This window comes from Dendronalium sp. ChiSLP03b, assembly GCF_034531165.2.
Classification (GTDB): Bacteria; Cyanobacteriota; Cyanobacteriia; order Cyanobacteriales; family Nostocaceae; genus Dendronalium; species Dendronalium minutum.
On record NZ_JAVRBR020000022.1, the window covers coordinates 1 to 26,030 of the forward strand.

Annotated in this window: 19 protein-coding genes and 3 pseudogenes; 15 read left to right on the top strand and 7 right to left on the bottom strand. The window is 42.7% G+C overall.

The window, feature by feature from the left end; genetic code table 11:
- Nucleotides 1-88 precede the first annotated feature (88 nt).
- The 3 genes and pseudogenes from RMY31_RS06240 to clpP all read left to right on the top strand — a co-directional run.
- A pseudogene (locus RMY31_RS06240) lies at nucleotides 89-2,350 on the top strand (NHLP family bacteriocin export ABC transporter peptidase/permease/ATPase subunit); the annotation flags it as partial.
- Between the two features lie 87 nt (nucleotides 2,351-2,437).
- The gene (locus RMY31_RS06245; protein ID WP_409877486.1) at nucleotides 2,438-5,371 is read left to right on the top strand and encodes an NHLP bacteriocin export ABC transporter permease/ATPase subunit; all 2,934 of its coding nucleotides are present in this window, start codon (nucleotides 2,438-2,440) and stop codon (nucleotides 5,369-5,371) included.
- 399 nt (nucleotides 5,372-5,770) lie between these two features.
- Nucleotides 5,771-6,382 carry an ATP-dependent Clp endopeptidase proteolytic subunit ClpP gene (gene clpP / locus RMY31_RS06250; RefSeq protein WP_322665551.1) on the top strand — a complete coding sequence of 204 codons (612 nt, stop codon included), beginning with the start codon at nucleotides 5,771-5,773 and terminating at the stop codon, nucleotides 6,380-6,382.
- Nucleotides 6,383-6,434: 52 nt separating this feature from the next.
- Here the strand turns inward: clpP and RMY31_RS06255 are convergent.
- From RMY31_RS06255 to RMY31_RS06275, 5 genes and pseudogenes are all read right to left on the bottom strand, one after another.
- A pseudogene (locus tag RMY31_RS06255) lies at nucleotides 6,435-6,623 on the bottom strand (hypothetical protein); the annotation flags it as partial.
- A gap of 194 nt (nucleotides 6,624-6,817) precedes the next feature.
- Nucleotides 6,818-7,504 (bottom strand): annotated as a pseudogene (locus tag RMY31_RS06260) (IS630 family transposase); the annotation flags it as partial.
- 185 nt (nucleotides 7,505-7,689) lie between these two features.
- The gene (locus RMY31_RS06265; RefSeq protein WP_322665549.1) at nucleotides 7,690-8,553 is read right to left on the bottom strand and encodes a hypothetical protein; all 864 of its coding nucleotides are present in this window, start codon (nucleotides 8,551-8,553) and stop codon (nucleotides 7,690-7,692) included.
- 302 nt (nucleotides 8,554-8,855) lie between these two features.
- The gene (locus tag RMY31_RS06270) at nucleotides 8,856-8,978 is read right to left on the bottom strand and encodes a hypothetical protein (protein ID WP_322665547.1); all 123 of its coding nucleotides are present in this window, start codon (nucleotides 8,976-8,978) and stop codon (nucleotides 8,856-8,858) included.
- Between the two features lie 665 nt (nucleotides 8,979-9,643).
- Nucleotides 9,644-9,994: a hypothetical protein gene (locus RMY31_RS06275; protein WP_409877474.1), complete on the bottom strand. Its 351-nt coding sequence runs from the start codon at nucleotides 9,992-9,994 to the stop codon at nucleotides 9,644-9,646.
- 33 nt (nucleotides 9,995-10,027) lie between these two features.
- Between RMY31_RS06275 and RMY31_RS06280 the strand changes: the two genes are divergently transcribed.
- From RMY31_RS06280 to RMY31_RS06290, 3 genes are all read left to right on the top strand, one after another.
- On the top strand, nucleotides 10,028-12,382 hold the full coding sequence (locus RMY31_RS06280) for a ribonuclease R family protein (RefSeq protein ID WP_322665541.1): 2,355 nt from the start codon (nucleotides 10,028-10,030) through the stop codon (nucleotides 12,380-12,382).
- Nucleotides 12,383-12,505: 123 nt separating this feature from the next.
- The gene (locus tag RMY31_RS06285; RefSeq protein WP_322665536.1) at nucleotides 12,506-13,126 is read left to right on the top strand and encodes a flavin prenyltransferase UbiX; all 621 of its coding nucleotides are present in this window, start codon (nucleotides 12,506-12,508) and stop codon (nucleotides 13,124-13,126) included.
- A 104-nt stretch (nucleotides 13,127-13,230) separates the two neighbouring features.
- A complete protein-coding gene (locus RMY31_RS06290; RefSeq protein ID WP_322665557.1) occupies nucleotides 13,231-13,923 on the top strand; it encodes a LapA family protein in 693 nt (230 codons plus the stop codon).
- A 19-nt stretch (nucleotides 13,924-13,942) separates the two neighbouring features.
- On the opposite strand, the gene RMY31_RS06295 is transcribed toward RMY31_RS06290, so the two are convergent.
- Complete coding sequence (locus RMY31_RS06295) at nucleotides 13,943-14,137, bottom strand: hypothetical protein (protein WP_322665534.1); 195 nt, start codon at nucleotides 14,135-14,137, stop codon at nucleotides 13,943-13,945.
- A gap of 459 nt (nucleotides 14,138-14,596) precedes the next feature.
- Between RMY31_RS06295 and RMY31_RS06300 the strand changes: the two genes are divergently transcribed.
- The 8 genes from RMY31_RS06300 (at nucleotide 14,597) to RMY31_RS06335 (ending at nucleotide 23,173) form a co-directional block, all read left to right on the top strand.
- Nucleotides 14,597-16,228 (top strand): NB-ARC domain-containing protein, encoded by a 1,632-nt coding sequence (locus RMY31_RS06300; protein WP_322665532.1) that lies wholly within the window; start codon nucleotides 14,597-14,599, stop codon nucleotides 16,226-16,228.
- 561 nt (nucleotides 16,229-16,789) lie between these two features.
- Complete coding sequence (locus RMY31_RS06305; RefSeq protein ID WP_409877477.1) at nucleotides 16,790-16,939, top strand: hypothetical protein; 150 nt, start codon at nucleotides 16,790-16,792, stop codon at nucleotides 16,937-16,939.
- 362 nt (nucleotides 16,940-17,301) lie between these two features.
- On the top strand, nucleotides 17,302-17,493 hold the full coding sequence (locus tag RMY31_RS06310; protein ID WP_322665530.1) for a CbtB domain-containing protein: 192 nt from the start codon (nucleotides 17,302-17,304) through the stop codon (nucleotides 17,491-17,493).
- 323 nt (nucleotides 17,494-17,816) lie between these two features.
- The gene (locus tag RMY31_RS06315) at nucleotides 17,817-18,986 is read left to right on the top strand and encodes a hypothetical protein (protein ID WP_322665528.1); all 1,170 of its coding nucleotides are present in this window, start codon (nucleotides 17,817-17,819) and stop codon (nucleotides 18,984-18,986) included.
- Nucleotides 18,987-19,766: 780 nt separating this feature from the next.
- Complete coding sequence (locus RMY31_RS06320; protein ID WP_322665526.1) at nucleotides 19,767-20,690, top strand: energy-coupling factor ABC transporter permease; 924 nt, start codon at nucleotides 19,767-19,769, stop codon at nucleotides 20,688-20,690.
- Nucleotides 20,683-21,351, top strand: a complete 669-nt coding sequence (locus RMY31_RS06325; RefSeq protein WP_322665524.1) for an energy-coupling factor transporter transmembrane protein EcfT — start codon at nucleotides 20,683-20,685, stop codon at nucleotides 21,349-21,351. The genes RMY31_RS06320 and RMY31_RS06325 overlap by 8 nt, the downstream gene beginning before the upstream one ends.
- Before the next feature lie 40 nt (nucleotides 21,352-21,391).
- Nucleotides 21,392-22,156, top strand: a complete 765-nt coding sequence (locus tag RMY31_RS06330) for an ABC transporter ATP-binding protein (RefSeq protein WP_322665522.1) — start codon at nucleotides 21,392-21,394, stop codon at nucleotides 22,154-22,156.
- A gap of 141 nt (nucleotides 22,157-22,297) precedes the next feature.
- The gene (locus RMY31_RS06335) at nucleotides 22,298-23,173 is read left to right on the top strand and encodes an HAD family hydrolase (protein ID WP_322665520.1); all 876 of its coding nucleotides are present in this window, start codon (nucleotides 22,298-22,300) and stop codon (nucleotides 23,171-23,173) included.
- Nucleotides 23,174-23,654: 481 nt separating this feature from the next.
- Here RMY31_RS06335 and RMY31_RS06340 read toward each other — a convergent pair whose 3' ends face one another.
- On the bottom strand, nucleotides 23,655-24,380 hold the full coding sequence (locus RMY31_RS06340) for a glutamate acetyltransferase (RefSeq protein WP_409877480.1): 726 nt from the start codon (nucleotides 24,378-24,380) through the stop codon (nucleotides 23,655-23,657).
- 525 nt (nucleotides 24,381-24,905) lie between these two features.
- Here RMY31_RS06340 and RMY31_RS06345 point away from each other — a divergent pair.
- Nucleotides 24,906-25,625, top strand: a complete 720-nt coding sequence (locus RMY31_RS06345; protein WP_322665516.1) for a Crp/Fnr family transcriptional regulator — start codon at nucleotides 24,906-24,908, stop codon at nucleotides 25,623-25,625.
- The last annotated feature ends 405 nt before the right edge of the window (nucleotides 25,626-26,030 follow it).

Here is a 26,030-nt window from a genome sequence, read left to right on the forward strand (position 1 = left end):
CCTACGGTGGGCTACGCCTACGCGCCAACCAAAAGTAACTTTCATATCAATAAATTAAGCCAAAGTCCAAGTTTTAAAAAATATTTTTATGTTCTGGCGAAATCTGCAAAATATATTAGGGCGCTTGCGTAAAAACAAGCGGTGTCGCACTCCTACTCTGCTGCAAATGGAAGTAGTAGAATGCGGCGCTGCGGCTTTGGGAATTATTCTCGGTTACTACAATCGCATTGTTCCACTGACGGAACTGAGGCAAGCGTGCGGTGTCTCGCGGGATGGAGTTAGTGCCTTAAATATCTTGAAGGCTGCCAGAAATTATCGACTCAGCGCTAAAAGCTTTAAAACCAACTTAGCTGGCTTGTTGCAGTTAAAATTTCCCTATATTGTATTTTGGAACTTTAACCATTTCCTAGTGGTAGAAGGATTCGGCAAACAGCGAGTGTATCTCAACGATCCTGCTACTGGTCGGCGCATCGTCTCCTTGGAAGAATTTAGCGGTGCATACACGGGTGTGGTGCTAGTTCTAGAGCCTAGTTCAGAGTTTCAACGCGGAGGACGCAAGCCTAGCACAATCTTAGCTTTGTGGTCGCGGCTGCGAGGCTCCATTAGCGCATTAATTTACTGCGTGCTGGCAGGATTTTTGTTAGTAATTCCGGGGCTGGCGCTACCTGCATTTTCCCAGGTATTTGTAGACAACGTATTAATTGAGCATCGATATGAGTGGTTGCGTCCCTTAATTTTAGGCATGATCTTCACAGCCGGACTCAGTGGATTTTTGACGGTGCTACAGTTGCAGTTTTTGCGTCAAATGAAAATTAAGTTGTCCGTGGGCATGAAGAGTCGTTATCTGTGGCACATTTTACGCCTACCCGTTAGTTTTTACGATCAGCGGTATGCTGGGGAAATCAGTAGCCGTATGCAACTCAACGACAGCATTGCCGACATGCTTTCGGGTGAATTAGCGACTACAGTTATCGCAGCAGCGTCAGTATTTCTATATGTAATAGTGATGTTGCAATATGATGTTGTACTAACTTTAATTGCGATCGCCTTTGTCGTTATCAACCTGACTGCCTTGCAGTGGGTGAGAGGGCGGCGCGTAGATGCCAATATTAAACTCATCCAAGAAGAGGGAAAAGTTCGCGGCGTAGAAATTTCTGGTCTTCAGAGTATGGAGACGCTAAAAGCATCTGGCTTAGAGTCAGATTTTTTCTCCCGCTGGGCGGGTCACTATGCCAAAGCCATCAACACCCAGCAGGAATTAGAGGAAACAAACCAGACAATAGGTGTTTTACCATCTTTTCTCTCAGCGATCGCTTCCATGTTGCTTTTAGTTGTAGGTGGTTTGCGAGTCATGGATGGAGCCTTGAGCATCGGTATGTTAATAGCCTTTCTCGGCATGATGCAAAGGTTTTTCGCCCCAGTCAGTAATCTCATCAGCTTAGGAAGCGAACTCCAAGAGATGGAAGGTAATCTCACTCGCCTTGATGATGTCTTACGTAACCCCATTGACCGACAGTTGGAGCAGGGGAGCAGGGGAGCAGGGGAGCAGGGGAGCAGAGGAACAGGGGAGAAAGAGGACAATTGCAATCTTTCCCCTCTGCCCCTCTGCCCCTCTGCCCCCTTGCCTAAATTACAGGGGTATGTTGAATTACGCAATGTGACATTTGGCTATAGTCCAATTGCGCCACCGCTGATTGAAAATTTTAATCTTTCGCTCAAGCCGGGGCAGCGAGTTGCCTTGGTGGGTGGAAGTGGTTCTGGTAAGTCTACTGTTGCCAAACTTTTATGTGGGCTGTACGAACCGTGGCAGGGAGAAATTCGATTCGACGGCAAACCCAGAAAACAAATTTCTCGCCAAGTACTAGCCAATTCTATTTCTGTCGTAGAGCAAGAGATTTTGTTATTTGCTGGCAGCGTCAGAGACAACTTGACGCTTTGGGATACTACCATACCTGACAGTCATCTTGTCCGAGCTTGTCAAGATGCAGCGCTTCACGATGTAATCCTTTCACTGCCCGGAGGCTATCATGCTGACCTTTTGGAAGGTGCTACTAATTTAAGTGGTGGTCAGCGACAGCGGCTAGAAATTGCCCGCGCTTTGGTGAATAATCCCAGTATCCTGATCGTGGATGAAGCCACCAGCGCTCTGGATACCGAAACAGAAAAGACCGTCACTCGTAATCTGCGGTTGCGCGGTTGCACTTGCATCATCGTGGCGCATCGACTCTCGACCATCCGAGATTGTGATGAAATTATTGTCCTCGATCGCGGCAAGATAGTCCAACGGGGAAGCCATAAAGAATTACAACAAGTTGAAGGGCCGTATTTACAATTAATTCGTAATGAGGGAGCAGGAGAGCAGAACAGGGGAGCAGGGGAAGAAATTACTCCCTTGTCCCCCTTGTCTATTTTGTCTCCCTCATCTCCCTCATCCCTCTTGTCCTTCTCAAACCTCAAAGGACAACATTATCGTTTTCAATGCAATGAATCGCTACTGCTAGATGACCCCGAGACAATTTGGTTAGTGAAATCTGGTTACTTGGCGCTATTTGCGATCGCAGTTAATAATGGCATTCCAGAAGGCACCCGTCGCTATTTATTTAGTAGCACAGCAGGACAGGCGATGTTTGCCACTGCACCAAGTTTAGAGGGCAAGCAGCAAGAGATTTTAGCAGTGTCGCTAGAGGAGACAGAAATTTTCAAAGTATCCAGAGCCGACTTTAACCAGTTGTTTGCTGGCGCTAATAGAGAAATAGTAACTCTCATAGAACGGTGGATTTATCAATTAGGTTCAGTACTTGCTGGCATTACTACACCAACGACACCAACATCGCTTGCTGGAATCCACCACTTCTCCTTAGTCGAAGACCAAATCTACCAGCCGCATCAAATATCGTGGGTGCAAATTCTCCAAGGGCGCGCTAGATGGATGGGATTTGAGGAACTGCCGTTAACTTCTGCCTCTAGAATGTTGCCTTTAGCTGCAAACATGTGGTTACAAGCAGATAACACTGTAGAGTTGCAAAGTGCTAACACCACAGAAATCGAAGATATAAATTCCTTGTTAGGTGGTTTGTCCCAACTCCAAACCTACTTCCTTCACTGCATTAATCTGCTGCAACGGCAGGAAATGGATGCAGAATTGCTGAGATTTCAAGCCAGGGAACGTCTTGAAAGCCAAGTGATGCAAGAGACGTTAGCAGAATTAGCATCTGTATTACCACAGTCAAAGTCAGACAGGCTAAATAATAGTTTAGGATTTAATACTAGTCTTGATTCAACTGACCCAGACCAAGCCTTACTAATTGCTGCTGGTGCCGTCGGACGAGCATTAGGAATTAAAATTTGTCCCCCAGCTGCCTCAGAAGATTCTAATCGAGTGCAAGACCCCGTAGAAGCGATCGCCCGTGCTTCGCGTATCCGCGTGCGACGGATTCAGTTGCGGGACAGCTGGTGGCAAAAGGATTGCGGTGCAATGTTGGCATTTACGCTGGCGGATAAACTGCCAGTGGCACTATTACCAGTGTCTGATACACGATACAAACTCTACATTCCTGGGGAACGAATGCCTATCTCTGTCGATGCCCGCATAGCAACAGCTCTAGCTAAGACTGCCTACGCGTTCTATCGACCTTTACCCGATAAAAAGCTGAAAACTTTTGATTTGCTTCAGTTTGCCCTCCAAGGACATTACAAAGAGCTAATTGTAGTTTTGGTAATGGGAATGACCGTCAGCCTGTTAGGAATGCTGACACCTCAAGCTACGGCTATCCTCATTGACAAAGCTATCCCAGATGCTAATCGAGGCTTGTTGACCCAAATTGCTGTTGCTTTGGTGGCTGCTGCCTTTGGCGGAATGCTGTTTCAACTAGCTCTTGGGTTTGCCACCATTCGGCTGGAAACTTTTGCCGATTCCTCTACTCAAGCCGCAGTGTGGGATCGATTGTTAAACTTGAAAGCTTCCTTTTTTCGCTCTTTTTCAGTTGGTGACTTGGATTCTAGAGTCACAGCTATTAGTCAAATTCGCCAGAGACTAGGTAACACAGTCTTAAAAACAATCTTCTCCAGTTTGTTCTCGCTACTGAATCTGGGATTGTTATTTTACTACAATGTTTCCTTAGCTTTAATAGCTTGTGCAGTGGCACTGGTAAATATTGCCGTCACTATCATCTCTGGTGTTCTCATTGTCCGTAAAGTTCGCCCATTACTGGAGCTGCAAGGACAAATCTTTGGCGTGATGGTGCAGTTAATTAATGGAGTTGCCAAACTCCGAGTCGCCAAAGCTGAAGCCCGCGCCTTTGCCTACTGGGGTAAACAGTATACGCATCAACTGAAATTAATGCTGAGTACCCAAGGCATTGAAGACAGCCTCGCGGTAATCAATCAAGTATTACCTGTGTTAACCACTGCCGCCCTCTTCTGGTTTGCTACGAGCTTAATTGGGCAGTCCCAAACTCCTGGAGGAGGTGGTTTATCCACTGGCACTTTTTTAGCATTCAACGTTGCTTTTGGCACGTTTATTAATGGGGCCACTAGCTTAAGCAGCACAGTTGTGGAAGTTTTGCAAGTCTTACCCTTGTGGCAACGGGCCCAACCAATTTTGGAAGCTGAACCGGAAATTAGTTCCGCTCAGGCAGATCCGGGCAGGCTATCGGGCAAATTAGTTGTAGACCGTGTAACTTTCCGCTATCGCGACGATGGCCCCTTGACGCTGGATGATGTCAACATTCGTGCTGAACCGGGAGAATTTATTGCCATTGTTGGGCCTTCTGGCAGCGGTAAATCAACTTTATTGAGGTTACTATTGGGGTTTGAATTCCCGAAATCTGGCACGATTTACTACGACGGACAAGACTTAGCTTCTTTGGATATTCATGCTGTACGCCGTCAATTGGGTGTGGTACTGCAAAATAGTCGGTTGATGTCAGCCTCTATTTTTGAGAATATTGCCAGTGGTGCCTTGGTGACGATGGATGAAGCTTGGGTAGCAGCTCAAATGGCAGGTTTGGCGGATGACATTGCGGCGATGCCGATGCAGATGCATACAATCGTTAGTGAGGGAGGTAGTAATCTTTCTGGTGGACAACGACAACGGCTGTTGATTGCTAGGGCATTGGTGTTGAAACCCCGGATTTTGCTATTCGATGAGGCGACTAGTGCTTTAGATAACAGAACCCAGGCAATTGTCAGTGAAAGTTTACAACAGCTAAAGGTAACTAGGGTTGCGATCGCCCATCGTCTCAGCACTATTCAAAACGCTGACCGAATTTACGTACTCGCAGGTGGCAAGGTAGTGCAGCAGGGTAGTTTCGCTGAACTAGGAAATCAATCAGGGCTATTTGCACAACTCATGATGCAACAGTTGCTTTAACTGGGTTGACAGGCTAAGTACGGCTTTGTGTAAAATCGTGGCGAATTGAGGGTTAAAATTTAAATGCAAAAGGGTACAGAGGTAAACGCAAAGGCACATAAAGAATTCGCTACGTACTGCCTACCCAATGCAATGGCTCGAAAATTCAAAATCCTAAATGCTATTAGAATGCTTGTAGGGTAAGAACCGAAATTTACTTGCAGTAATTATTGGAGTACTACTGCAAGTAATTTTGATGTAAAGATGGTATGGTCAGACTTTAGTATAGCGATAGTACTTTTGTTTTAATCAAAAACAGTTGTTGATTTGCTTTTTTGATTAACAAAAACCAGAAATTAGTACATTCGTGGTACTCAAGACTAGAATAAAAGCTAAAAACGTTGAATTTACGTTGTTATCATGATACCTATCGTTATTGAACAATCGGGTCGAGGCGAACGCGCTTTTGATATCTACTCACGACTGTTACGTGAGCGCATTATCTTCTTAGGTCAACAGGTTGATAGCAACTTAGCTAACTTAATTGTTGCCCAATTGCTGTTCTTGGATGCTGAAGATCCGGAGAAAGACATTTATATGTACATCAATTCTCCCGGTGGTTCAGTGACGGCCGGTATGGGCATTTTTGACACAATGAAGCACATTCGTCCAGATGTCTGTACCATTTGTACTGGATTGGCGGCAAGTATGGGTGCTTTTCTTCTTAGCGCTGGTGCTAAGGGTAAGCGGATGAGTCTACCCCATTCTCGGATTATGATCCACCAACCTCTTGGCGGCGCACAAGGACAAGCGACTGATATTGAAATTCAAGCGCGGGAAATTCTGTACCACAAGCGGCGGTTAAATGAATATTTAGCAGAACACACTGGTCAGCCAATTGAGCGCATTGCAGAAGATACCGAACGCGACTTTTTCATGTCGCCAGAAGAAGCCAAGGAATATGGCTTGATTGACCAAGTGATTGACCGTCATTCTGCTGGTAGCCGTCCAGCAGTTGCTGTTGTCGGTTAAATAGTTGTCAGTAGTCAGTTGTTAGTTGCTACTGACTGCTGACTATTGCTCGTTAACCCCCTGCTGAGTCTGGCTGAGATTCTAAGTATCTTAAGAAATCTAATAATTCTTCTTCTGTTAATAAAATACGCGATCGCTTGCCATACATTTCAATCAGATAATATCGTCCCCACTCTACTGTCCAGCCTAAACGCTGCATTTCAACATCGGTTTTAATCACTAATTCAGAAAAATCAATCGGTTCAGTTTCTGCTTGGATTTCCTTTAATTCTTCACTTGGTCTAGATTGGGATTCAGGAGCAATAGTGTATGAAAAGAAATTTGGTGTAGGTTCAGATTCTAAATATCTAAGGAGATCTAGTAATTCTTCTTCAGTGAGTAAACAGCAAGCTTGGTTGGCGTAGGTATTAAAGAGATATAGCAATCCTAAATGATTCATGAGAAAACACCATAATCATGTAGCTTAGTAAAGTTAAATATTTGACCATGTACAGATAACTCAAATAAACTCTTGACTACAGAGAAAGAATCACACAGAAAATAAAACTCTCGAATCAATCATGAGCGCTTGTAACCAAATGTCTTCTACAGGGTTTTGTTGTGGAGCATGGGGCGCAAATCTTTCACAAGTAACTAACCATTCCTCTGGTTGGAGTTGACTATTTAAAGATTCTAAATAATCTTTGATGGGTTGGGAACGGTGGTAACTTGCTCCATCCCAAATAATTAATAATTGTGCTTGAGGGCGTTGTACGCGAAGATATTCTAAAAACTTAATCGTGTTTTCCGAGTTACTTTTTTTGGCTGGGTAAATGAGGAATTCCTTAGTTTTGTAGTCTAACGCCCCGTAATATGTTTGTTTCTCACGGGCATTAATGACTGGAATCGTGACGCGTTCACTAGTTTTTCCCCACACGTATCCACATATATCGCCCCAGAGTAAATGACATTCATCAATCATCAATACCACTAGCTCTCCCGACTCTATTTCAGGATGTCGTGCTGCCAATAACTCACAAATCTCTTTTTTTTTAAGGCGACCTTATCTGGCTCGTGTTTTGGATTATTGGCTTGTGCTTTCTTCCACCTAATACGTGCTGTCTCAAACAAATCATAGTAACTTTATATTTTTTTGAGATAGTGACGGCATTCCTCTTTTCTCCATCCTAATCTGTATATTTCGATATCAGTTTTAGCCAATACCTCAGATAAATCTATAGGTTCCATAAATGTATTCAGGTTTCAATAGTCCATGTCATTTGTCATTAACCTTCACCAATGACAAATAACAATTGACTATTAACTAATTAAAATCCCGCTACTGGGTCTGGTTGAGATTCTAGGTATCTCAAGAAATCCAACAATTCTTCTTCGGTAAGCAAAGAGCGTCCTAATTTTCCATAAGTTTTTTTGAGATGTTCTTTTCCCTGGTCTTTTGTCCAGCCTAGGCGCTCGATTTGGACATCTGTTTTCGCAAGTATATCGGATAGATTCACTGGCTCAGCTTTCTTCTTTTTCTTGCTAGCCCCTGTCAAATTACTCACATTGTCTTGAGAACTATAACTACGCGGTGTAAATGGTGTGACATTACTGGCAGTAGTACTGGGAAAAAGTGGAGTTTCTAACTGGTTGTCAGACATCATATCTAAGTTTTCGACTGGGGGATCGAATTCTATTTCGCGATCGCTAGTTACGGTAAAACTTGGATTTAAATCTTGGCTATAGGTATCACTTTTACTAGTGCTTTGTGTGTTGCTTGTTACTACATCTGCTTTAATATTCTGTTCCTTGACAGGTGGTATGGATATTTCTTTACTATTGGTCCCTGACCACTGACTACTGCCAAAATCCTTATCTGTTGCAGAGGAATAAGTCTTATTCAATCCCACTGATGTTTTCAAGTCGGGATTTGGTTGTGCTTGCTGTGATGAAGTTTTTGGAAAAGATTCTACCGTCGCTTGTGGCGAACTGGTTATTCCCAAAACCATCAGCGCCCTAGTTCTGGCTTGGTCTTCTGCTACTTCTATGGTTTCTGCTGCTGCCATACCAGTAGCGCGGGTTACACCTTCTATTTGTACGCTTGCCCGGACAATATATTTTCCTTGAAAAATTTGTACTAATTCCGAAATTAAATTGCCGTTGGGATACAAGCTCTGGAATTGAGCCAACATAATACTGCCACCAATCTAAGTCTGCTGAATAACGGGGTTGATGCTACCTGTGTGTCCCAGTACATAATCGCCCCTTGTTGATATTTTCTCCTATCCAAGTTACTAAAAAAGCTTTGCTAGATTTGAAACCTTAATAGAGATAGAGGCATTTTAATTTTACGTCTCCCAACTCCTCTATGGACAGAAAAAGATGTAACGATAAGTAGACTACTTTTTTTCTGTGTCGCTGATTTCTCTTTTGTCTTTGTGCAAAAAATTCTTTATGGGCACCATCTTTTAGGAGTTTAACCCAAAGCGATCGCTCAAGATTTAAAATTGCCTACATAGGCAAAGGCAAAAATTTCTGGCGATCGCATCGCTTTTTGTGTACTGTTCGTGCGTCGATTCTGTGTTCCAATTGTAGCTGTAGCAGTTTTTTCAGCCAATTTTTGGCGACTGCTGACTTATGCTAAGTGGTCTTGCCTTCAATGCTATACTGATTACCCAATTCTATATCCGGAACTATTTCCTGGAAGTGCGCTCTAAATCTACAATAATGGAGATAAGGTTCGCCCTCACTGCTTGTTAAGCTGCTTAACCAATTGTTACCGATTCTACATGTGGGAAAATTGGATTTATCAGCGGTTTCTCCTAGTTAAAAATCAGAGTCTAATGGCGTAAGAGTACCTTTAAGCTAGACAATCAAACACCTGTGGTTTCCCCTGATAACGCTTTTGAGCTGCGTGGAGAGTTACAACAACCCACCCTCTCAAAAACCCGTCGCGTAATGACCAAGTGGGGCAATCCCATTAGGTAGACTTTTTGAGTTTGGTTAGGTAAAGAGACTTTAACGCAGGCGAACTCTGAAATTGTTGTGCAGTGAGAAGTTCTAGGGTCGGCTTCCTTCCCTGGAATCAGAACCCTTCGTTTCCAGCTAGTGGAAGAAGGCGAAAGTAGGGGAGCAGAGGGGAGGACACTTCCGTGCGGTTCGGGGGTCGCAGTCTTGGCGGTGAGGCAGTCCGCTCTTGGGGAAACCCCAAGAGGAGGAACTGCCGAACCCGTAAGGGTTCCCGTCGATTGCGATAGCGTAGCGTTAGCGACGTTAAGAGTGTCACCCCCGAACCCGAAGGGGGGTTCCCCCGTTGAGGAGCCAGTGCGTTGGGGAGACAGCGTTGTGGGCGGGTTTACCGACTTGAAGCGACTGTCGTCGGCTCTGCCGACTTGAAGTAACTGGCGTGAAAGTGTCCGTTGCAGAGGGGCAGAGGGGCAGAGGAAAAATAACAACTGACCACTGACAACTAACTCCTAACTCCTGTACAGACGCGATTAATCGCGTCTCTACTCCTAACTCAGCAACGCCAGTTGCTACAACGCAGGAAACCTCCTCAGCACTCAACACTGATGATGCACTAGTGTCTGTAAGCCACAAGAGGGAATACAGGAAAGAACCAGAGTAAACCATAAATGATGTTTTGACCAAAGGTCGGTTCACTGCATGGAATTTTCAATCGCTACACTCCTTGCCAATTTCACTGATGATAAATTGGTAGCTCGTAAAGTTTTGGAAAAGAAACTTGGTTGCGAGGACGAAGCTAGTTTACAAAAACTTCACATTGCCTTGGAAGTCCTAGAAAAAATTGGCATTTTGGTGAAAGAACGCGGCAAGTATCGCCGGGTGACAGAAGAGGGAACGATCGAAGCAAAGCTACGTTGTTCTAGCAAAGGTTTTTGCTTTGCCATTCAAGATGTGGAAGGAGCCGAAGATATTTATATTCGCGAAAGTCATCTCAGTAATGCCTGGAATGGCGATCGCGTTTTGGTGAGAGTTCTCAAAGAAGGTAGTCGCCGCCGTTCTCCAGAAGGAGAAGTCAAGCTGATTTTAGAACGTTCTAATCACACTTTACTGGCACGGATTAAACAAGTAGAAAGCAGTTTTCGGGCAGTACCTCTAGATGACCGACTGCTGTTTGAACTTAAAATCCAAACAAACGGCATGAAATTGGAAGAGGCAATCGACCACCTTGCACATGTAGAAGTCCTACGTTACCCCTTAGCACAATATCCTCCTTTGGGTCGGGTGGTGCAAATTCTTGGTAGCGATGCCGAAGCCGCTGCTGATATCGATTTAGTCACATGTAAGCATGACTTATCCCGTAGTTTCCCGGAAGGAGTGCAAGAAGCAGCGGCAAGGTTGCCCAAAAAACTGCTAAAAGCAGACCTAAAAAACAAACTGGATTTACGTAAGTTATTTACTTTCGCGATCGCCGGCAACAACGGAGATGCCAAAGCGATCGAAAATGCTTTGAGTTTGGAAAAAACTGTCACTGGAAATTGGCTTTTGGGCTTTCACGTTGCCGATGTTTCTCACTACGTACAACCTGACGAACCTTTAGATAGAGAAGCACTCAAGCGTGGGAGGTCGGTGTACCTCGGAGAATTAGTGCTGCCGATGTTGCCAGATACTGTAACAGAACGCTGTTCTTTGGTGCCTGGAAGCGATCGCCTGGCTATCTCATTTTTGATTACAATCGATCCCGAATCGGGACAAGTGTTGGATTGGGAAATGCAACCCAGCGTTATTAACGTCAAAACCGCACTCAGTAGACAAGACGCAGAAGCCATTCTCCAAGATAAATCTTCGGGAGCATCACAAGAAGTAGTTGAGCTGCTGCAAGAATTAGATAAATTACACAAAGCTGTCAAACAGGTACGATTAGCTCGTGGTAGCTTGCAATTGAATCTGCCTTCTAGCCAAAACCCCTACCATGATGAGGGGATTTTGGGGGCTGTAGTCGTGAATGACTTACCTATGCGATCGCTTTTAACAGAGTTGGTGCTACTAGTCAATGAACTGATGGCCAATCACCTGAGTGCTTTAGGTGTTCCCGCTATCTGGCGAGTCCAAGGTACACCCGATCCCGAAGATGTCCAAGAAATGCTGAAATTGGCGATCAATTTAGGCGTAGAACTGTCATTAGAGCCAGAAGTAGATATTCAACCACTAGATTATCAACATTTAACTAGAGCTTTTGCTGAATCGCCATCAGAGCAAGTTTTAACTTATCTATTACAGGATACGCTCAAGCCAGCTGCCTACAGCACCACTAAAGGACTGCACTTTGGTTTGGCACTACAGCAATACACCCACTGTAGTTCCCCCTTGCGGCGCTATCCAGATTTGCTCATGCAAAGAGTGTATTATCAGCTACTAGAACACGGACGAGATCGCCGCAACACCCGTGTCAAAGAACGAGTTAACCTGCGTCACTCCTCAAGCCACGGGGAAATTAACTGGAACGTCCTCCCCCCAGAATTGCAACAAGAACTACAAAGCGATTTGACTAGGGTGATTATCCAGATTAACGATCGAGAAAAAGAAGTTCAAGAAGCTGAAGCTGATTTAGCAGGATTGCAAAAAGCCCAACTGATGAAACAGCGTATTGGTCAAGTGTTTCAAGGCGTAATTACTGGCGTACAATCCTATGGCTTCTTTGTCGAAATTGAAGTACCAGCAGCAGAGGCGAAGGTCGGTAGCAATCCAGGTGTACCTTTACGGGTAGAAGGATTGGTACACGTCAGTTCGCTCAAAGACGATTGGTATGAATATCGCGCTAGACAACAAGCACTGTTTGGTCGCAAAAATCGCGCTTCTTATAGACTAGGCGATCGCGTAGCCGTACAAGTTAAAAGTGTTGATTACTATCGCCAGCAAATTGATTTAGTCACCGTCGGCAGTGATGGTGTACCAAAAGGATTGAGTATTGGTGATGTTAATGGCGATGTATCAGATATCTACCTACCAAACGATATGGAACCTGATGATTTAGATTCTTATGGTGATGATGAATAAGGGGGACTGGGGATTAGGAGAGCAAGGGAAGCTGGGGAAGAAAAATTCCAAATACCACTGACAATTGACTACTGACTCATTCCCAATTCCCAATTCCCAATTCCTAATCCCTAATAAAATCGCGTGTTACATCACACTAAGCCTCTTATAGTGGGCATATCAGGTGCATCTGGTCTAATCTACGCTGTTCGCGCTCTCAAATATTTACTTGCAGCGAACTATGAGATTGAATTAGTTGCTTCTAAATCAACATACATGGTTTGGCAAGCGGAACAGGATATTCGGATGCCAGCAGAACCCGCAGGGCAAGAGCAATTCTGGCGAGAGCAAGCTGGAGTAGCTCTTGCAGGTAAACTACGCTGCCATCCCTGGAGTGATGTTGGAGCCAATATTGCTAGTGGTTCCTTTCGTACCCTAGGGATGATTATCATGCCATGCAGTATGAGTACAGTGGCAAAGCTAGCAGTTGGTTTGAGTTCCGACTTACTAGAACGAGCAGCGGATGTTCAGCTCAAAGAAGGACGAAAGCTAGTTATCGTTCCTCGGGAAACGCCTTTTAGCCTGATTCACCTGCGTAACTTAACTACTTTGGCAGAAGCTGGAGTTAGAATTGTCCCTGCCATTCCCGCTTGGTATCACAATCCTCAAACCATTGAAGATTTAGTTGATTTTGTAGTTGCCCGTGCTTTAGACCAACTAGATATTGACTGCATTCCAATTCAGCGGTGGCAAGGTCATCGTTAAAGTATGAAGTATGAAGTGTGAAGTATGAAGTAGAAATTATTCATACTTTATTCTTTATCCTTTATCCTACCTTTCGGGAACGGCAAAGCCGTACATCCTTTCTTATGGCTGTAATTCGCTTAATTCTGTTGGTAGCTGTACTGGGAGGACTAACACTGTTGTTAGTTCAAAATTGGTCACCTGTCCTATCGCTAGTATTTTTAGGTATGCGAACTCAACCATTACCACTAGCAATGTGGATTTTGTTCAGTACTACCGCTGGAGCTTTGACTTCTGTATTAATAACTACCTTGTTTAAATTGTCAAATTATTTTGGGGGACAACGTCAAACCACGTTCAGGTCAAGAGCGAGTTCACCTCGTGCAGCTAACCGTACAGAACCCACGCCTCCCCCTTACACCCCGCCACCGCCAGCTAGTAAAACAGAGTACGCTACTAGTGAAGAGTTTGATGATTGGGAGACAAACAGCAATGCAGACGATGATTGGAACTTTGACGAAAAGCCAACACAAGCACCTAACCCCAATCCTAAAACTCAACCGTTTCGAGACTCTCAAACCTACGAACGCCAACAAGAACCTCAAAGCAGTTCTCAATCTGGTTCAGTCTACTCCTACAGCTATCGCGAGCCCAAAAATACTGCGGCAGGAAAAACGGAATCTGTTTACGATGCTGATTACCGGGTAATTATCCCACCTTATCAACCACCGATTAATAATCAAACCGATAATACTGATGATGATTGGTCATTTTTTGAGGACGACGATGAGGATGAAGACAAGCCCTCCCGTCGTTGAGAGATAGGGTATTACGTATCTACTTAATCCCACATTGTTCGCGGGACTCTTGCTTGACTTTACCGTTCATGGCAGCTTCCTGCAAAGTCATGAAAGCATTAAAATCTTCTAGGTCATATCTAGTAGTCAATAGCTGTCGTAGTTGATTTTCTGCTTCAACCGTCAAATAGCCGGTTGCTAAAGCTTGTTGCACAACGTCACGAATTCGAGCCATGGTTGATGCCTCTTACATACCACATTGATTCATTTGAGCGTACTCGGGTGGGTTATGCAGTAGTTTTTGTGCCTAAACCTTCAAATTTGCAAACCTTTTTTGTACAATGTCAGAGAGTCAGTCATTTTTTACACCATTAGTTGCAATATCTATTGATTAGAGCCTGCTATAACTAAATTTTAGAAGTTCCATACTGTGCTGTTATAAGCATAGTATTGTGTACCACTGAAATTTATCCACCAGAGAGAGTCCTGCTAGTTTGTGTTGACAGAATTTGTTCTCTTAAAGTTTCAAACAAGCTTTATTAAATTTCCGTTAAGCCTAAAGATACCTAACCAACAACTGCTAAGTCACCTAACGCAAGTTATTAAATTCGTTATAAATTCATCTTTTATTTATTCAGACTTCATCGAAGAATCGTTAGGATATTGCCTGGGTTACAATTAATACATAAATAAAATGGCAGCAAATGATTCAAATCAAATAGAAGAGGAATTTGTAGAAGCTAAAAATAATTGGGAGTTAGAAAAGTTATACGTAGATTTGGCATCAACAAAAGGAAAAGCTCTAACACCTGTAGAAAAAAAATTCCTGAGAGGTTTGCTTTGTGGCTGTAGTCCTGCGGAAATTGCAAGTATAGTTTATCAAAGTCGCAGTAGCAGTACTGTAAGAGTTTATCTATCTAATGGATTATATAAATATATTGAAGAAATGCTAAGTAACCAAGCAGGATACTCAGTCAAAGTCAAAAATTGGAGTCGCGTAACTCATTTATTAGAAAAAGCAGGGTATAAAAAAGGTAGGTTGCAATTACAACCAACAATTAACGTTAGAAAAGCGCAGAAAGAACAAGAAACTGATTTAGTAAAAATTCGATCGATCCAAATCCAAGATTGGGGCGAAGCAATAGATGTTGGTGGGTTCTACGGACGGACGACAGAACTGGCAAAAACTCAACAATGGATTGTGCAAGAGCGCTGTCGGCTATTAGTACTCTTGGGTATGGGTGGAATTGGTAAAACCGCTTTTTCTGTCAAACTAGCACAGGAAATTCAAGACGAGTTTGAATATGTTATCTGGCGATCGCTACGTCTTGCCCCTTCCTTAGAGGTGATATTAGATCGACTAATTCAAATTTTATGCCCAAAGATAGATACAAAAATCACACAAACAGTAGATGGTAAAATTTCGCAATTAATAGATTGTTTGCGCTCTTCACGTTGTCTAATTGTTTTAGATCATTTTGACTCGATTTTAGTTAGTGGCGAAAATAATGGGGAAACAGAACATTTTACGACATCTACTAGCCTAAGTATAAAAAACGATTCTTTATCCTACCTTTTATCTCCAATTCAATATCGTAAAGAATACGAGATTTATGGTGAGTTGATTAGACGAGTGGGAGAGTCACAACATCAAAGTTGCTTAGTGTTAACGAGTCGAGAAAAAACTCAAGAAATTGCTTCTTTAGAAGGAAAAAAGCTATCTGTTCATTCCTTAAAATTGACTGGCTTAAGTAAGGCAGAAATTCTCTTAATTCTGGAAGCTAAAGGCTTTGCTAATATCTCAAAAGAGGCGAGTCAAATCTTATTTGACTGGTATGCAGGTAACCCTTTGTTTATTAAATTAGTTGCTACCGCTATTCAAGAACTATTTGGCGGCAATATCGACGAGTTTCTGAAACAGGATACTGTGGTTTTTGGAGACATTCGAGCAACTTTAGACGAGCAGTTCAATCGCTTGTCTCACCTAGAAAAACATATGGTGTACTGGCTAGCTGTCAATCAAGATGCGGTTTCAGTGCGGAAGCTGCAAGAAAACAGCATCCCAGGATTATCACAAAGATTATCACAAAGATTAATCTTGGAAGCTATGGAGTTATTACAAAAGCGCTCGCTCATTGAAAGTCAAGCATCCTACTTTTCCCTCAGTCCAGTCTTGATGGAATATGCACTTGAACGATTAATAGAGGAAAATTTTAAATTCAGCAAAGAGAAAGAGGAAAATTTATTGATGAGCCATACAATTTTTGCAACGCAACTGAAAGACTATATGGAAGAAAGTCACATAGAAGGCGGGGATTCTGCGTAAAGTAAGTCTAAACAACTTGTAATTTGATGAATTAAATTAAATTGATAATAATATATAGCATTTCTATCTAATTTGTGAAAATTGAAAAACAAGATCCCCGACTTATCTAATAAGTCGGGGATCTTGTTTTTGACTGTTTTCAATACCGCAGCGGCGTTCCCTCCTGCAGCACTGATTCACCGCAACGAACTGGCTCCCCATGAGCGACTGCCGAAAGGCTTCCCCGTTAGCGCAACTTCATAAAGAATTAGTAAGTATTATTACAAACCTATTAGCTCTAGATCGAGGTAAAACTGTGTTATCGTGCAACGCAATTTTGTCTTTGGCTGTGGGGGTGAAAATACTTACGAGTAACAGTGTGATAATGATAATTAGATAAAATTACTGGTATTCGTAAGTTCTGAAAACAAATTTGCGAAGTATAAAAGTTGTCAAAAATTACTCTCAAATCAAAACTTATATTGCTCATCCTTATGGGTTTTAAGTTTTTACCTAATTGTGGTGGCATCTGCACTAGCCTATGCTATGCACATCATCGAAGGCTACTTATCAGCAAGTTAGGTGATTTTTTGGTGCGTAGTAGCGTTACCATTGTTTATCCTGGAATTGCGATCGCCAACTCCCATCACCCAAGCTAAACCTGAATTAAAATTACTCTTGGCATTAGCAGGAGCTTTTACCTTTGTTTTATCAACATCGAAAATGCTTTAAGGTAAATCTGTATGTCATTCTTTTGTTATTTGTATGTACTTTATGTGTAGATTTCTCTATCAAGATGAGTCAATAGTCAATTGATATTAGACTGTATATTGCCTAGGACAGTATGGTGATTGCTAATAAAAAACTTTAGAAATAAAGTTTAGCAAAACTTCCTACCTCAAAATTGGCTTTTTACGGGTGTTTCGCTTGCTATGAAAAATATTTTTATTTGATAAAATTTACCAAAGCCAAACTATACACTACAATTTATACACACTTGTCAAATACAAAGTCGATCGTATATCTTTTTGCAATTAAGGGGCAAAATGCCCTTTGATTGACAAGTTACCCAAATTAATTATGGAAGGTCAAAAATGACTGCTTTTTCTCGTATTTCAGTATTCCGGAAGACTGCTGGTGTTACTTTATCTAAGCCTGTTCAGGTAACACTTTATATGCTGTTATCTTCTTTAGTTATCTGGACTGTGTTGTTTTCCACCTATCCTGCGGCTCATAACACAACACACTCAATGCGTCACCACACCTTAGGTGTTGCATGTCATTAAATTATCATAATTCCAAGATTTTTTAGGTAGCATTAGCTTTGCTAAGACCCTTGACAAATTTATGGCACTAAAATAAAGCTAATTTTGCACCAGTGTTTTTTCTTGGAAAGAATTTTAGGTAATGTAGAGATGCTTTGTTTGACATTTCTACATTACCTTAACTTGATTTCAAATGATATCTGTTCCATTACTAAATCCTTTGACTTGAATTACTCGACCTTGTAGTAAATATTAAGTCACTTATTTGGGAGTAAACTTAGCCTACTGCTATCAAGGTATGAATCGCAAAAGATATAAATTTTCTACAATTACCTTAAAATTTCATGAAAAAATATCGTCTGTTCGGAGTTATTAGCGCTGTTTGCATTGCGTTGTCAATTATTTATTCATTTGTTGGGGTTTCTCAAACTCCTACACCCAGAGTACAACTCTCCACGAACCCACCTCTAGAACATATTCTTCCGTTTGAAGCACAAGCAGAAAAACCACAATCTCCCGTCACTCTGACACTACAAGCTATTAATGCCGCAGGTAAACCGTTAGAAAATGCCTTAATTAGCCTAGAAATTCTGACACCCCTATCTAATCCTTTTTTGACTACAGATTTTCCGATTGTTGAGGGAACAAGATTACTACAAATGGATGCTGCTGCACCTAATGGTAAGTTAGAAATTCAACAGATATTACCCATTCGTGGCAATTATCAACTACGAGTGCATGTGTCACCTTTAGTTGCAAATGCTTTTGCTCCCTATGACCAAACCTTGAATTTGAATGTTCGGGAAAATCCAATCAAATACAAATATTTTGCTGTTATCGCAGCTATTTTACTATCAGTAGGATTATTGGGTGGTTGGATTATCGGTGGACAAGAAGAACTGCGACAAGGAGAAATTGCACCACAGTCAGTGCGTCTGTTATTAAGTGCGTTGACAGTAGTAGCGATAGTAACTTTATTGTTTATTAACATCAGTGCAGAAGTTGCCGAAGCTCATGGTAGTGGACACTCGACCAGTGCCAAACCTGTTGCACCATCGGTACAACAATCTCAAGGGTTGGAAGTCCGGATTGAGGGAGATAAAAACGCAACTGTAGGAAAACTTGCGAATTTAGCAGTACAAGTGAAAGATACTGCGACAGGAAAACCCATTAAAGATGTAGCATTGCAAGTAAAGGCGATCGCCTTAGAAGATAATTTAACAGTCTTTGCCTATCAAGGAGTTTCCGACCAAGAAGGCAAATTCACATGGCTGGAACAATTTTTTGATGGCGCACCTCACAAAGTCGAAGTGGAAGCGACTCTCCTACCGGGATCTAACCGTCAGTTTCAATCGGTGAAAGTGGCGCAGGAAATTGAAGTTGAGGGAATCGCACCGCCAATTTATGTCCGGTTGATTGGTTTATTCTACTTTACTGTTATTGTCGGTATTGGTATGGCGATCGGATTGCTAATACAGCAACGGCGAAAACCACACCTAAGAGCAGGTTCGTAACATTAGCGTTCATTGCATTGAGCAGTAATTTATAATTTCAAAGCAAGCGATCGCTTCTCTTTCCTATTTATTTTTTGTGAACCAAACATATAACTAATAGAGCAGAATAGTTTTACTAAAACTAGACTGTTTCTATTAACTAATGGTTTATGCAAACCCTAAAAAATAAGTAGAAAGTGGTAAAGTAATTTGTTGCGATACGCTTGCAAATTTCTCAAAAATTACACTACAAAGTTTGGTTAATTTTTCAAAACCCATAGCAACGATAATAATTTAGCTAGAATGTTAGCGTATCATAAATACAGTTAACAGCACTTCAGTTGCTGCTTTTATTTGGATTTTATTGCAGTTTAGCAATAAAATATTAAATTTTCGGGAAATTTTCAAGTAAGTATTAAAAGTAATATTGACAACTTAATGATTGGAGACGCTGTTCCTGATTGCGATACATAATACATATTATATGAATCTCGGCAAAATCTAGTTTTGAACATAGATAAATATCTAATTAGTATCAAAATAGCTTAAAAAATGTCCTAATATTTGAAGATTTAATCAATATTTAGCTTTAATCTTAAATTTAAATTAATAAAACTTTATAGATTAATAAATAAGTATAATATTTAACGCAGATTATATTGTCAATCTTTCCTAAGAAACACTGTAAAATCCCCCAATAGGGCATTGAAAAAGCAATAAGAATTCTGTTTTCTATTAATTTGATGCCGTAATTAAATTATTTAAATTGTGTGAGTCAACACATTTCATATAGGGGACATCATGCATATTCCAGATGGGTTTGTTTCTCCATCGGTAGCAGCGGCTACTGGTTTGGCGAGTGCGGCAGCGCTCTTTATCGCCAGTGGGCGATCGCAAGAAGCTTTTGGTATTCGTCGCGCCCCCATACTGGGCTTAACTACTGCTTTTATTTTTGCCGCCCAGATGATCAATTTTCCTGTAGCAGGAGGTACTAGTGGTCACTTATTGGGAGGAACCTTAGCAGCAATCGTCACAGGTAGCCCTTGGGCAGGAGCGTTGTGCATCGCCACAGTTTTAATTATTCAAGCTGTGTTGTTTGCTGATGGTGGCATCACAGCTTTGGGAGCGAATATTTTGAATATGGCAGTAATTGGTGTTTGGGTAGGTTGGATATTAACCCAAACCTTGCAGCGTCTATTCGGCGGGTCGAAAGGGCGCTTACCTTTGGCTGCTGGTATTGCCGCTGGTGTCAGTGTAGTCGTAGCGGCTGTAGCTTGTGCCATTGAGTTAGCCCTTTCTGGCACGGCATCCTTAGCTATAGTTTTGCCAGCAATGACAGGTGTGCATATTTTGATTGGCATTGGTGAAGGTTTGATTACTGGAGGTGTGCTGGCTTACCTAGCCACAGCACGACCAGATTTATTACCAGGAGAACAGCAGCAATTTAAAGGCTGGTTAGTGCCTGTCGTCAGCATTTTCCTCATTGCAGGTGTACTGTCACTGTTTGCCTCAGCATGGCCCGATGGCTTGGAAAGGGTTGCCGAAAACACGGGCTTCATCGGCTTAGCCGAAAAAGTGCGGGTAACTGTACCGACACCATTAGCTGACTACGGTATCGAGGGCTTGGGGCAAATTGGTACTAGTATTGCTGGGCTAGTGGGAGCTGCGGTTTGCTTTGCTGTCGCCTTTGGGCTTGCCAAGGTAGTGAAACCGAAGAATGCTTAAACTAGCTTTGCCGTTACGCTTGCATCTATCTTTAGCGATTGTCGTGGGAGCCGCCTTATTAAAGTATCATGCTTGGCTTTGGCTAGCTGTGTATGGTGCGATCGCTCTAATCTGGGCACGAGTATTGCGTGTACCAATTCCCCGTTTAGGAGGATTACTAGGTACCGAATTGATTTTCCTATCATTGCTAGCATTACCCTTGGGATGGGAGCGAGCTAGTTTTTTGCTAGTGCGTTCCCTGGTATGTCTCATCGTTATGAATAGTTTTTTGTTAACATTGCCTCCCCATAGTTTTGGCATCGCCCTCAAAAGCTTACCCGTACCAAGAGTTTTAAAGGAAAATTTACTCTTAGCTGGGCAATACCTAGAAATTTTGCTGTTAGAAGTGACACGGATGCAGCGTAGCGCTCAATTACGAGGACTCAATGGTGCGGCTGGATGGCTGCGCTATGCCAGTGCTGCCATGATTGGAGCCTTGTATCTCCGCAGCCTGGACAGGGCAGAGCGAGTCTATGCAGCAATGGTAACTCGTGGTTACAACGGACAGTTACCGATAGATTCGCCATTAAGACCAAAAGAGCGTTTTGCCGTGCTAACAGCTTGGGCGATCGCTATTTGTTTAACTTTAACTTCCTACCTTCAGAGTGCCGTTAACAGTTAACAGTTAACAGAGCGCAGTTGTGACTCTTGAGTTGTGAATCTTGAAATCTTTAACTTCTGACCCCCAACTTCCAACCAGTAACCCCCATGCCACTGTGGTCGAGGTACAAAATTTGGTGTATGCCTATTCAAACCAAGAACCAGTATTGCGAGATATTTCTTTTACCTTAAAAGCAGGCGATCGCGTAGCATTGATGGGAGCGACGGGTTCTGGTAAAAGCACTTTGTTGGATAACCTCATCGGCTTAAAACAATCGCGATCGGGAAAAATTTGGATTCATGGCATCCCGGTAGAACCTAAAACCTTACCCCAAGTGCGTCGTTACATCGGTTTTGGCTTCCAAGATCCCAACGACCAACTGTTTATGCCCACCATCTTGGAAGACATTACCTTTGGACCGCGCAATTACGGTGTACCGCCAGCAGTCGCAATCGATCGGGCACGGCAATTATTAGCTGATTTTGGTCTAGAAGCCTACGCCAACCGTTCCGCCCACGAACTTTCTGGCGGACAAAGACGACTTGCTTCCCTAGCAGCGATTTTAGCCTTAGAACCTGCAATTCTGATTTTAGATGAGCCAACTAACGGTCTCGATCCAGCATGGCGGCGTTACTTAGCGCAAGTGCTGTTAAAATTGCCAGTGCAAGTGATGCTAATCGCCTCCCATGAACTACAGTGGTTGGGCAAAGTGACTCAACGCGCTTTGGTACTATCTGGTGGTTGCATCCAAATAGACAGCGATATTCAACCACTTCTACAAAATGGAGAAACTTTAGACCGATTAGGTTTGCCGATAGATTGGTAGGAGGCAGAGGTGCAGGGGAGCAGAGGAGAACTTACAGTAAGTCTTTCCCCTTGTCCCCCAATCCTCAGTCCCTAATCCCCAGTGCCCATTCATAGCAAGAGCCTGCTAACCTCTTACTGGGAGTTTAAACCTTGGGAATTTATGCAAAAAGCATCTACTGCTCGCTTGGCATCCACTGCTAATCAGGCTATTACTAGCGAAGATATTAAATTACTAGTTGTCGATATAGATGGTACGATTTCTGGGCAGTCTAACACCCTAAGCGAACCTGTAAAGCAAGCGATCGCAGCAGCACAAGCACGCGGAATAAAAGTAGCGATCGCCACTGGTCGGATGTATCGCTCAGCCTTACGCTTCCATCAAGAAATTGGCTCTGTTCTGCCATTGGCTGCTTATCAAGGAGCCTGGATTCAAGACCCAGCCAATCAGAAAATACATCGACATTTGCCTGTTGCTCGTGAAGTTGCACGCCAACTACTAGATTATTTTGAACAGCCGCAGTTGCGATCGCTCCTATCTGTTCACTTCTACATCAATGACCAGCTTTATGTGCGGGAGTTAACCAGAGAAACCCAAATTTATGCACAACGTTCTGGTATTAAGCCAATTGCTGTAGGTGATTTGCGTCAAGTGTTAAATAATGAACCTACAAAGGTTCTGGCTTTGTCCGATGACACAGATGTGATTAATGAGTTGTTGGGAAATTTGCGCCGTCAGTACACACCCGCCGAACTTTATTTGACCACATCTGTTGCCACTTTCTTTGAAGCGACTAACCCCTTTGTCAACAAGGGAACTGCTGTACGTTATTTAACCGAAGAATTATTGGGATTACAAAGCACCAACGTCATGACCATTGGTGATAACTTTAACGATGTAGAAATGCTGGAGTATGCTGGCATTGGTGTAGCAATGGGCAATGCACCAACAGCAGTTCAAGCGATCGCCCAGTGGGTAGCTCCTAATGTAGAGGAAGACGGAGCCGCTACTGCGATCAAAAAATTTTTACTATCGTAAAAGCTCTTTTATCAATCTGCTTCCTATGAAATCAGAAAGGACACCGACGACTGGCCGTGTTTCGTCTCGGTGCCCTTGCTGGTTCGCTCCTCACACACCTGCTAATATAACCGAGGTGATTAAATGAGTCAATAGATATTATAAAAGTTTTTATTTTTTCCTGAGAACAACTACTCACTAATGGTACGCTCATTCAAAGCAAAATTGCGTAAGTGTTTTTTCAGTAATAAAACTCAGCAAAACTATATAATTATCGGGTAATGCTTAGTTATATCCAAGTACAAATTGGAAAATTTTTCCTATTAATCAATAGGATTTTACACGACAGTCTTGAAAAGGCTGAGTGCTGTAAATGCTTCTGTGGCTTCCCGTAGGTGGAGCTAGTACTGTGCTTCGCTTGCCAAATTTGAAGCGACTGGCGTTGCTGAGTAGCAGCGAAGAGACTTTCATCCTATGTTGTCACCGATAGTTCGTAAATGATTTATAACTCTAGCAAAGCGACAACCCCCAGTTTTTCTACTAATAAAAACCTCAATACAGACTGAGTAACCATCACCAATCCCAATCTAGCTTTGGCTAACTCTGGTGAAGAAATTTTTACCTCACCCCAAATGCGGCACTTGCTCCAGAAGTTTTCAAACGCTTGACTTAAATTTAGCCCTGCTTTTTCCCAGTTAACCGAACCATCATCGGAACATACTAAATCGTCTACCACTTGTACTAACTTGGTAATTAGGTGACTCTCATCTGGATGATTCAGGCGAAGTTTTTCATCGCAATCGAGCCAAGGTATCTGCTCTGTAAAGATTATGTTCCTCAAAGCTGGGCTAGTATCTGGCAGTGGTTCTCTAAGTTTTATCAATCCCTCTCTGTGAGCTAACCAGACCAGCGAGCAACAACGTGCATGGACGTATTGCATGGCAAACAAGCGCTCAGGATTTGAAATTTGACATCTGGAATTTTGAATTAAATTTTCTTTTCTCCCCTGCTCCCTTTTCCTCTCTATACCTAGAGGGGGTTCCGAGTCCCTCCTGCTCGCTTGCTCCTCTGCTTTTTCTAAACTCCCAACAGCAAGACTTTGTAACCAAGTAGCCAAAAGAGGATGAGTCAATTCTAAATAAATCCAACCAGGGGGAACAATTTGGATAATGAAAACGCCGCCACAGGTTTCTAATAATTGAGAGACAATGGCACTGGCTATCTCCATAGGATCTTGATTATGAGATTTGGCAAACCAGAGGACCATACCTGAGATATATAAAACTTTATTATTATCTCTACCTTTGGATAGAGTAATTTTTTTACCTTCTATACATGAAATTTTGTCACTATAAGTATAAGTACTTAGTGTATTTACTATATAACTGGATATTAAATGTTTAAATGCTGTGTATTTGCTTACTAGTATGCTGTGATGCACGTACTTATTTAGTAATACTCTCTCGGAGTTTTTTTCCGGATATCATGTCATCTATCTCTAGATATAAGATTAATCTAGATGAAGAAAAATGAGAGTAGCATAAAATTTGATGAATATTCGATGAATAGTGGGTAATCTTTACTACCATCATTGTACAGTAAGAAGTATAACAAAGAATAGAGAGCAATAATAATTGCTTTCTGCTCTTTGGATGGCTGGCGCTGTTAGGCGTTAAGCCTAATCCGCCAACACAAAGACACTCCTTGCACTTTTATCACGTCTTTGTCTTCAGCCGAACGCTCTTTGTTACCTATGCAATCTCCATCTTCTTTTTCTGAGGCATCACGGCCTTTTTTAACTTGGCAACGAATTCTTGATTGGGCTCAAGAACACTATCGTTGCCGCACCTTTAGCAAAGATGAACGCATTCCAGCTCGACCTGGATTGCTATATTTGGTGCAAAGGGGTGCAATCCGGATGGTGGGAACCGCTCAAGTGAGCGCTACTGCCAGTCAGCTAACGTCTCGACGAATCAACAGAACCCCAGAAGAAGCTTTCTTGGGTTTTGTGGGAGCGGGACAACCGTTTGAAATTGTTGCCCAGTCGCCATTCACGCTCCAGGCATACGCCCATGTCGATCAAACTGCGGTGCTGTGGATGTACTGGCACGACTTAGACAACTGGCCTCACTTCCGCCGCGAAGTTATGGATGCTTTTAGGTATCAGCACCAGCGTAAACTGCTGTGGCTGAGTGCCTTGGGACAACGGCGCACAATTGATCGACTCTTAGGGTTCCTCACATTGTTGATTGAGGAATATGGAGAGCCGGCAATGAGTGAAACCGATCCCGATGTGATTCGTGGCTATTGTCTGCCCTTCCCCCTGACCCATGCTCAAATTGGTAGTGCGATTGGTTCGACTCGTGTCACTGTCACCCGCTTAATGGGCAAGTTGCGTCAACGCGGCTTAATTCTTACCCAAGGTGATAATCTCATTTGCTTGCCAGCAGAATCGATTAATCGAGTCGGCTAAAGCGCAGTTCAAATCTTTTCAGAGAAGCAGCCTTGCCCTACAGGTATCTACGGTGGGAACTAACGCTGTAATTGCCAAAAGTAGCAATTGTCAGCAAATCTTGACAAACCAGCCTAGGTCATCAGTTCCTACCCCCGATCGATCGGTAGTAAGTTAGCGTCAGCAACATCAGCTTGCTGCTCGGTCTGACCAATCTGTTTGACCACCACAAACAGATTGTGTGTAATCGGGTATCTTGATTGAAAAGCCTCAATGTTCTATTTGTTGTGTTTACCAGGACATTTAGAAGGAAGCGCAAATGACTGGTATAGAGCAATTTTTTGTCCTTGCATCCACCGCAACGGCAAGGATCGTATTGAACATTGAGCAACCACCTCTAGGGCAGAAGCGTAGTAAATGCTATCA

Excerpts from the sequence above, each read along its gene's own strand:
- RMY31_RS06265 (WP_322665549.1), bottom strand. The coding sequence starts at position 8,553 with ATGTTGGCTCAATTCCAGAGCTTGTATCCCAACGGCAATTTAATTTCG.
- RMY31_RS06340 (WP_409877480.1), bottom strand. The coding sequence starts at position 24,380 with ATGGAGATAGCCAGTGCCATTGTCTCTCAATTATTAGAAACCTGTGGC.
- clpP (WP_322665551.1), top strand. The coding sequence starts at position 5,771 with ATGATACCTATCGTTATTGAACAATCGGGTCGAGGCGAACGCGCTTTT.
- RMY31_RS06345 (WP_322665516.1), top strand. The coding sequence starts at position 24,906 with ATGCAATCTCCATCTTCTTTTTCTGAGGCATCACGGCCTTTTTTAACT.
- RMY31_RS06275 (WP_409877474.1), bottom strand. The coding sequence starts at position 9,994 with ATGGTTTACTCTGGTTCTTTCCTGTATTCCCTCTTGTGGCTTACAGAC.
- RMY31_RS06335 (WP_322665520.1), top strand. The coding sequence starts at position 22,298 with ATGCAAAAAGCATCTACTGCTCGCTTGGCATCCACTGCTAATCAGGCT.
- RMY31_RS06280 (WP_322665541.1), top strand. The coding sequence starts at position 10,028 with ATGGAATTTTCAATCGCTACACTCCTTGCCAATTTCACTGATGATAAA.
- RMY31_RS06295 (WP_322665534.1), bottom strand. The coding sequence starts at position 14,137 with ATGGCTCGAATTCGTGACGTTGTGCAACAAGCTTTAGCAACCGGCTAT.
- RMY31_RS06290 (WP_322665557.1), top strand. The coding sequence starts at position 13,231 with ATGGCTGTAATTCGCTTAATTCTGTTGGTAGCTGTACTGGGAGGACTA.
- RMY31_RS06315 (WP_322665528.1), top strand. The coding sequence starts at position 17,817 with ATGAAAAAATATCGTCTGTTCGGAGTTATTAGCGCTGTTTGCATTGCG.
- RMY31_RS06320 (WP_322665526.1), top strand. The coding sequence starts at position 19,767 with ATGCATATTCCAGATGGGTTTGTTTCTCCATCGGTAGCAGCGGCTACT.
- RMY31_RS06300 (WP_322665532.1), top strand. The coding sequence starts at position 14,597 with ATGGCAGCAAATGATTCAAATCAAATAGAAGAGGAATTTGTAGAAGCT.
- RMY31_RS06310 (WP_322665530.1), top strand. The coding sequence starts at position 17,302 with ATGACTGCTTTTTCTCGTATTTCAGTATTCCGGAAGACTGCTGGTGTT.
- RMY31_RS06325 (WP_322665524.1), top strand. The coding sequence starts at position 20,683 with ATGCTTAAACTAGCTTTGCCGTTACGCTTGCATCTATCTTTAGCGATT.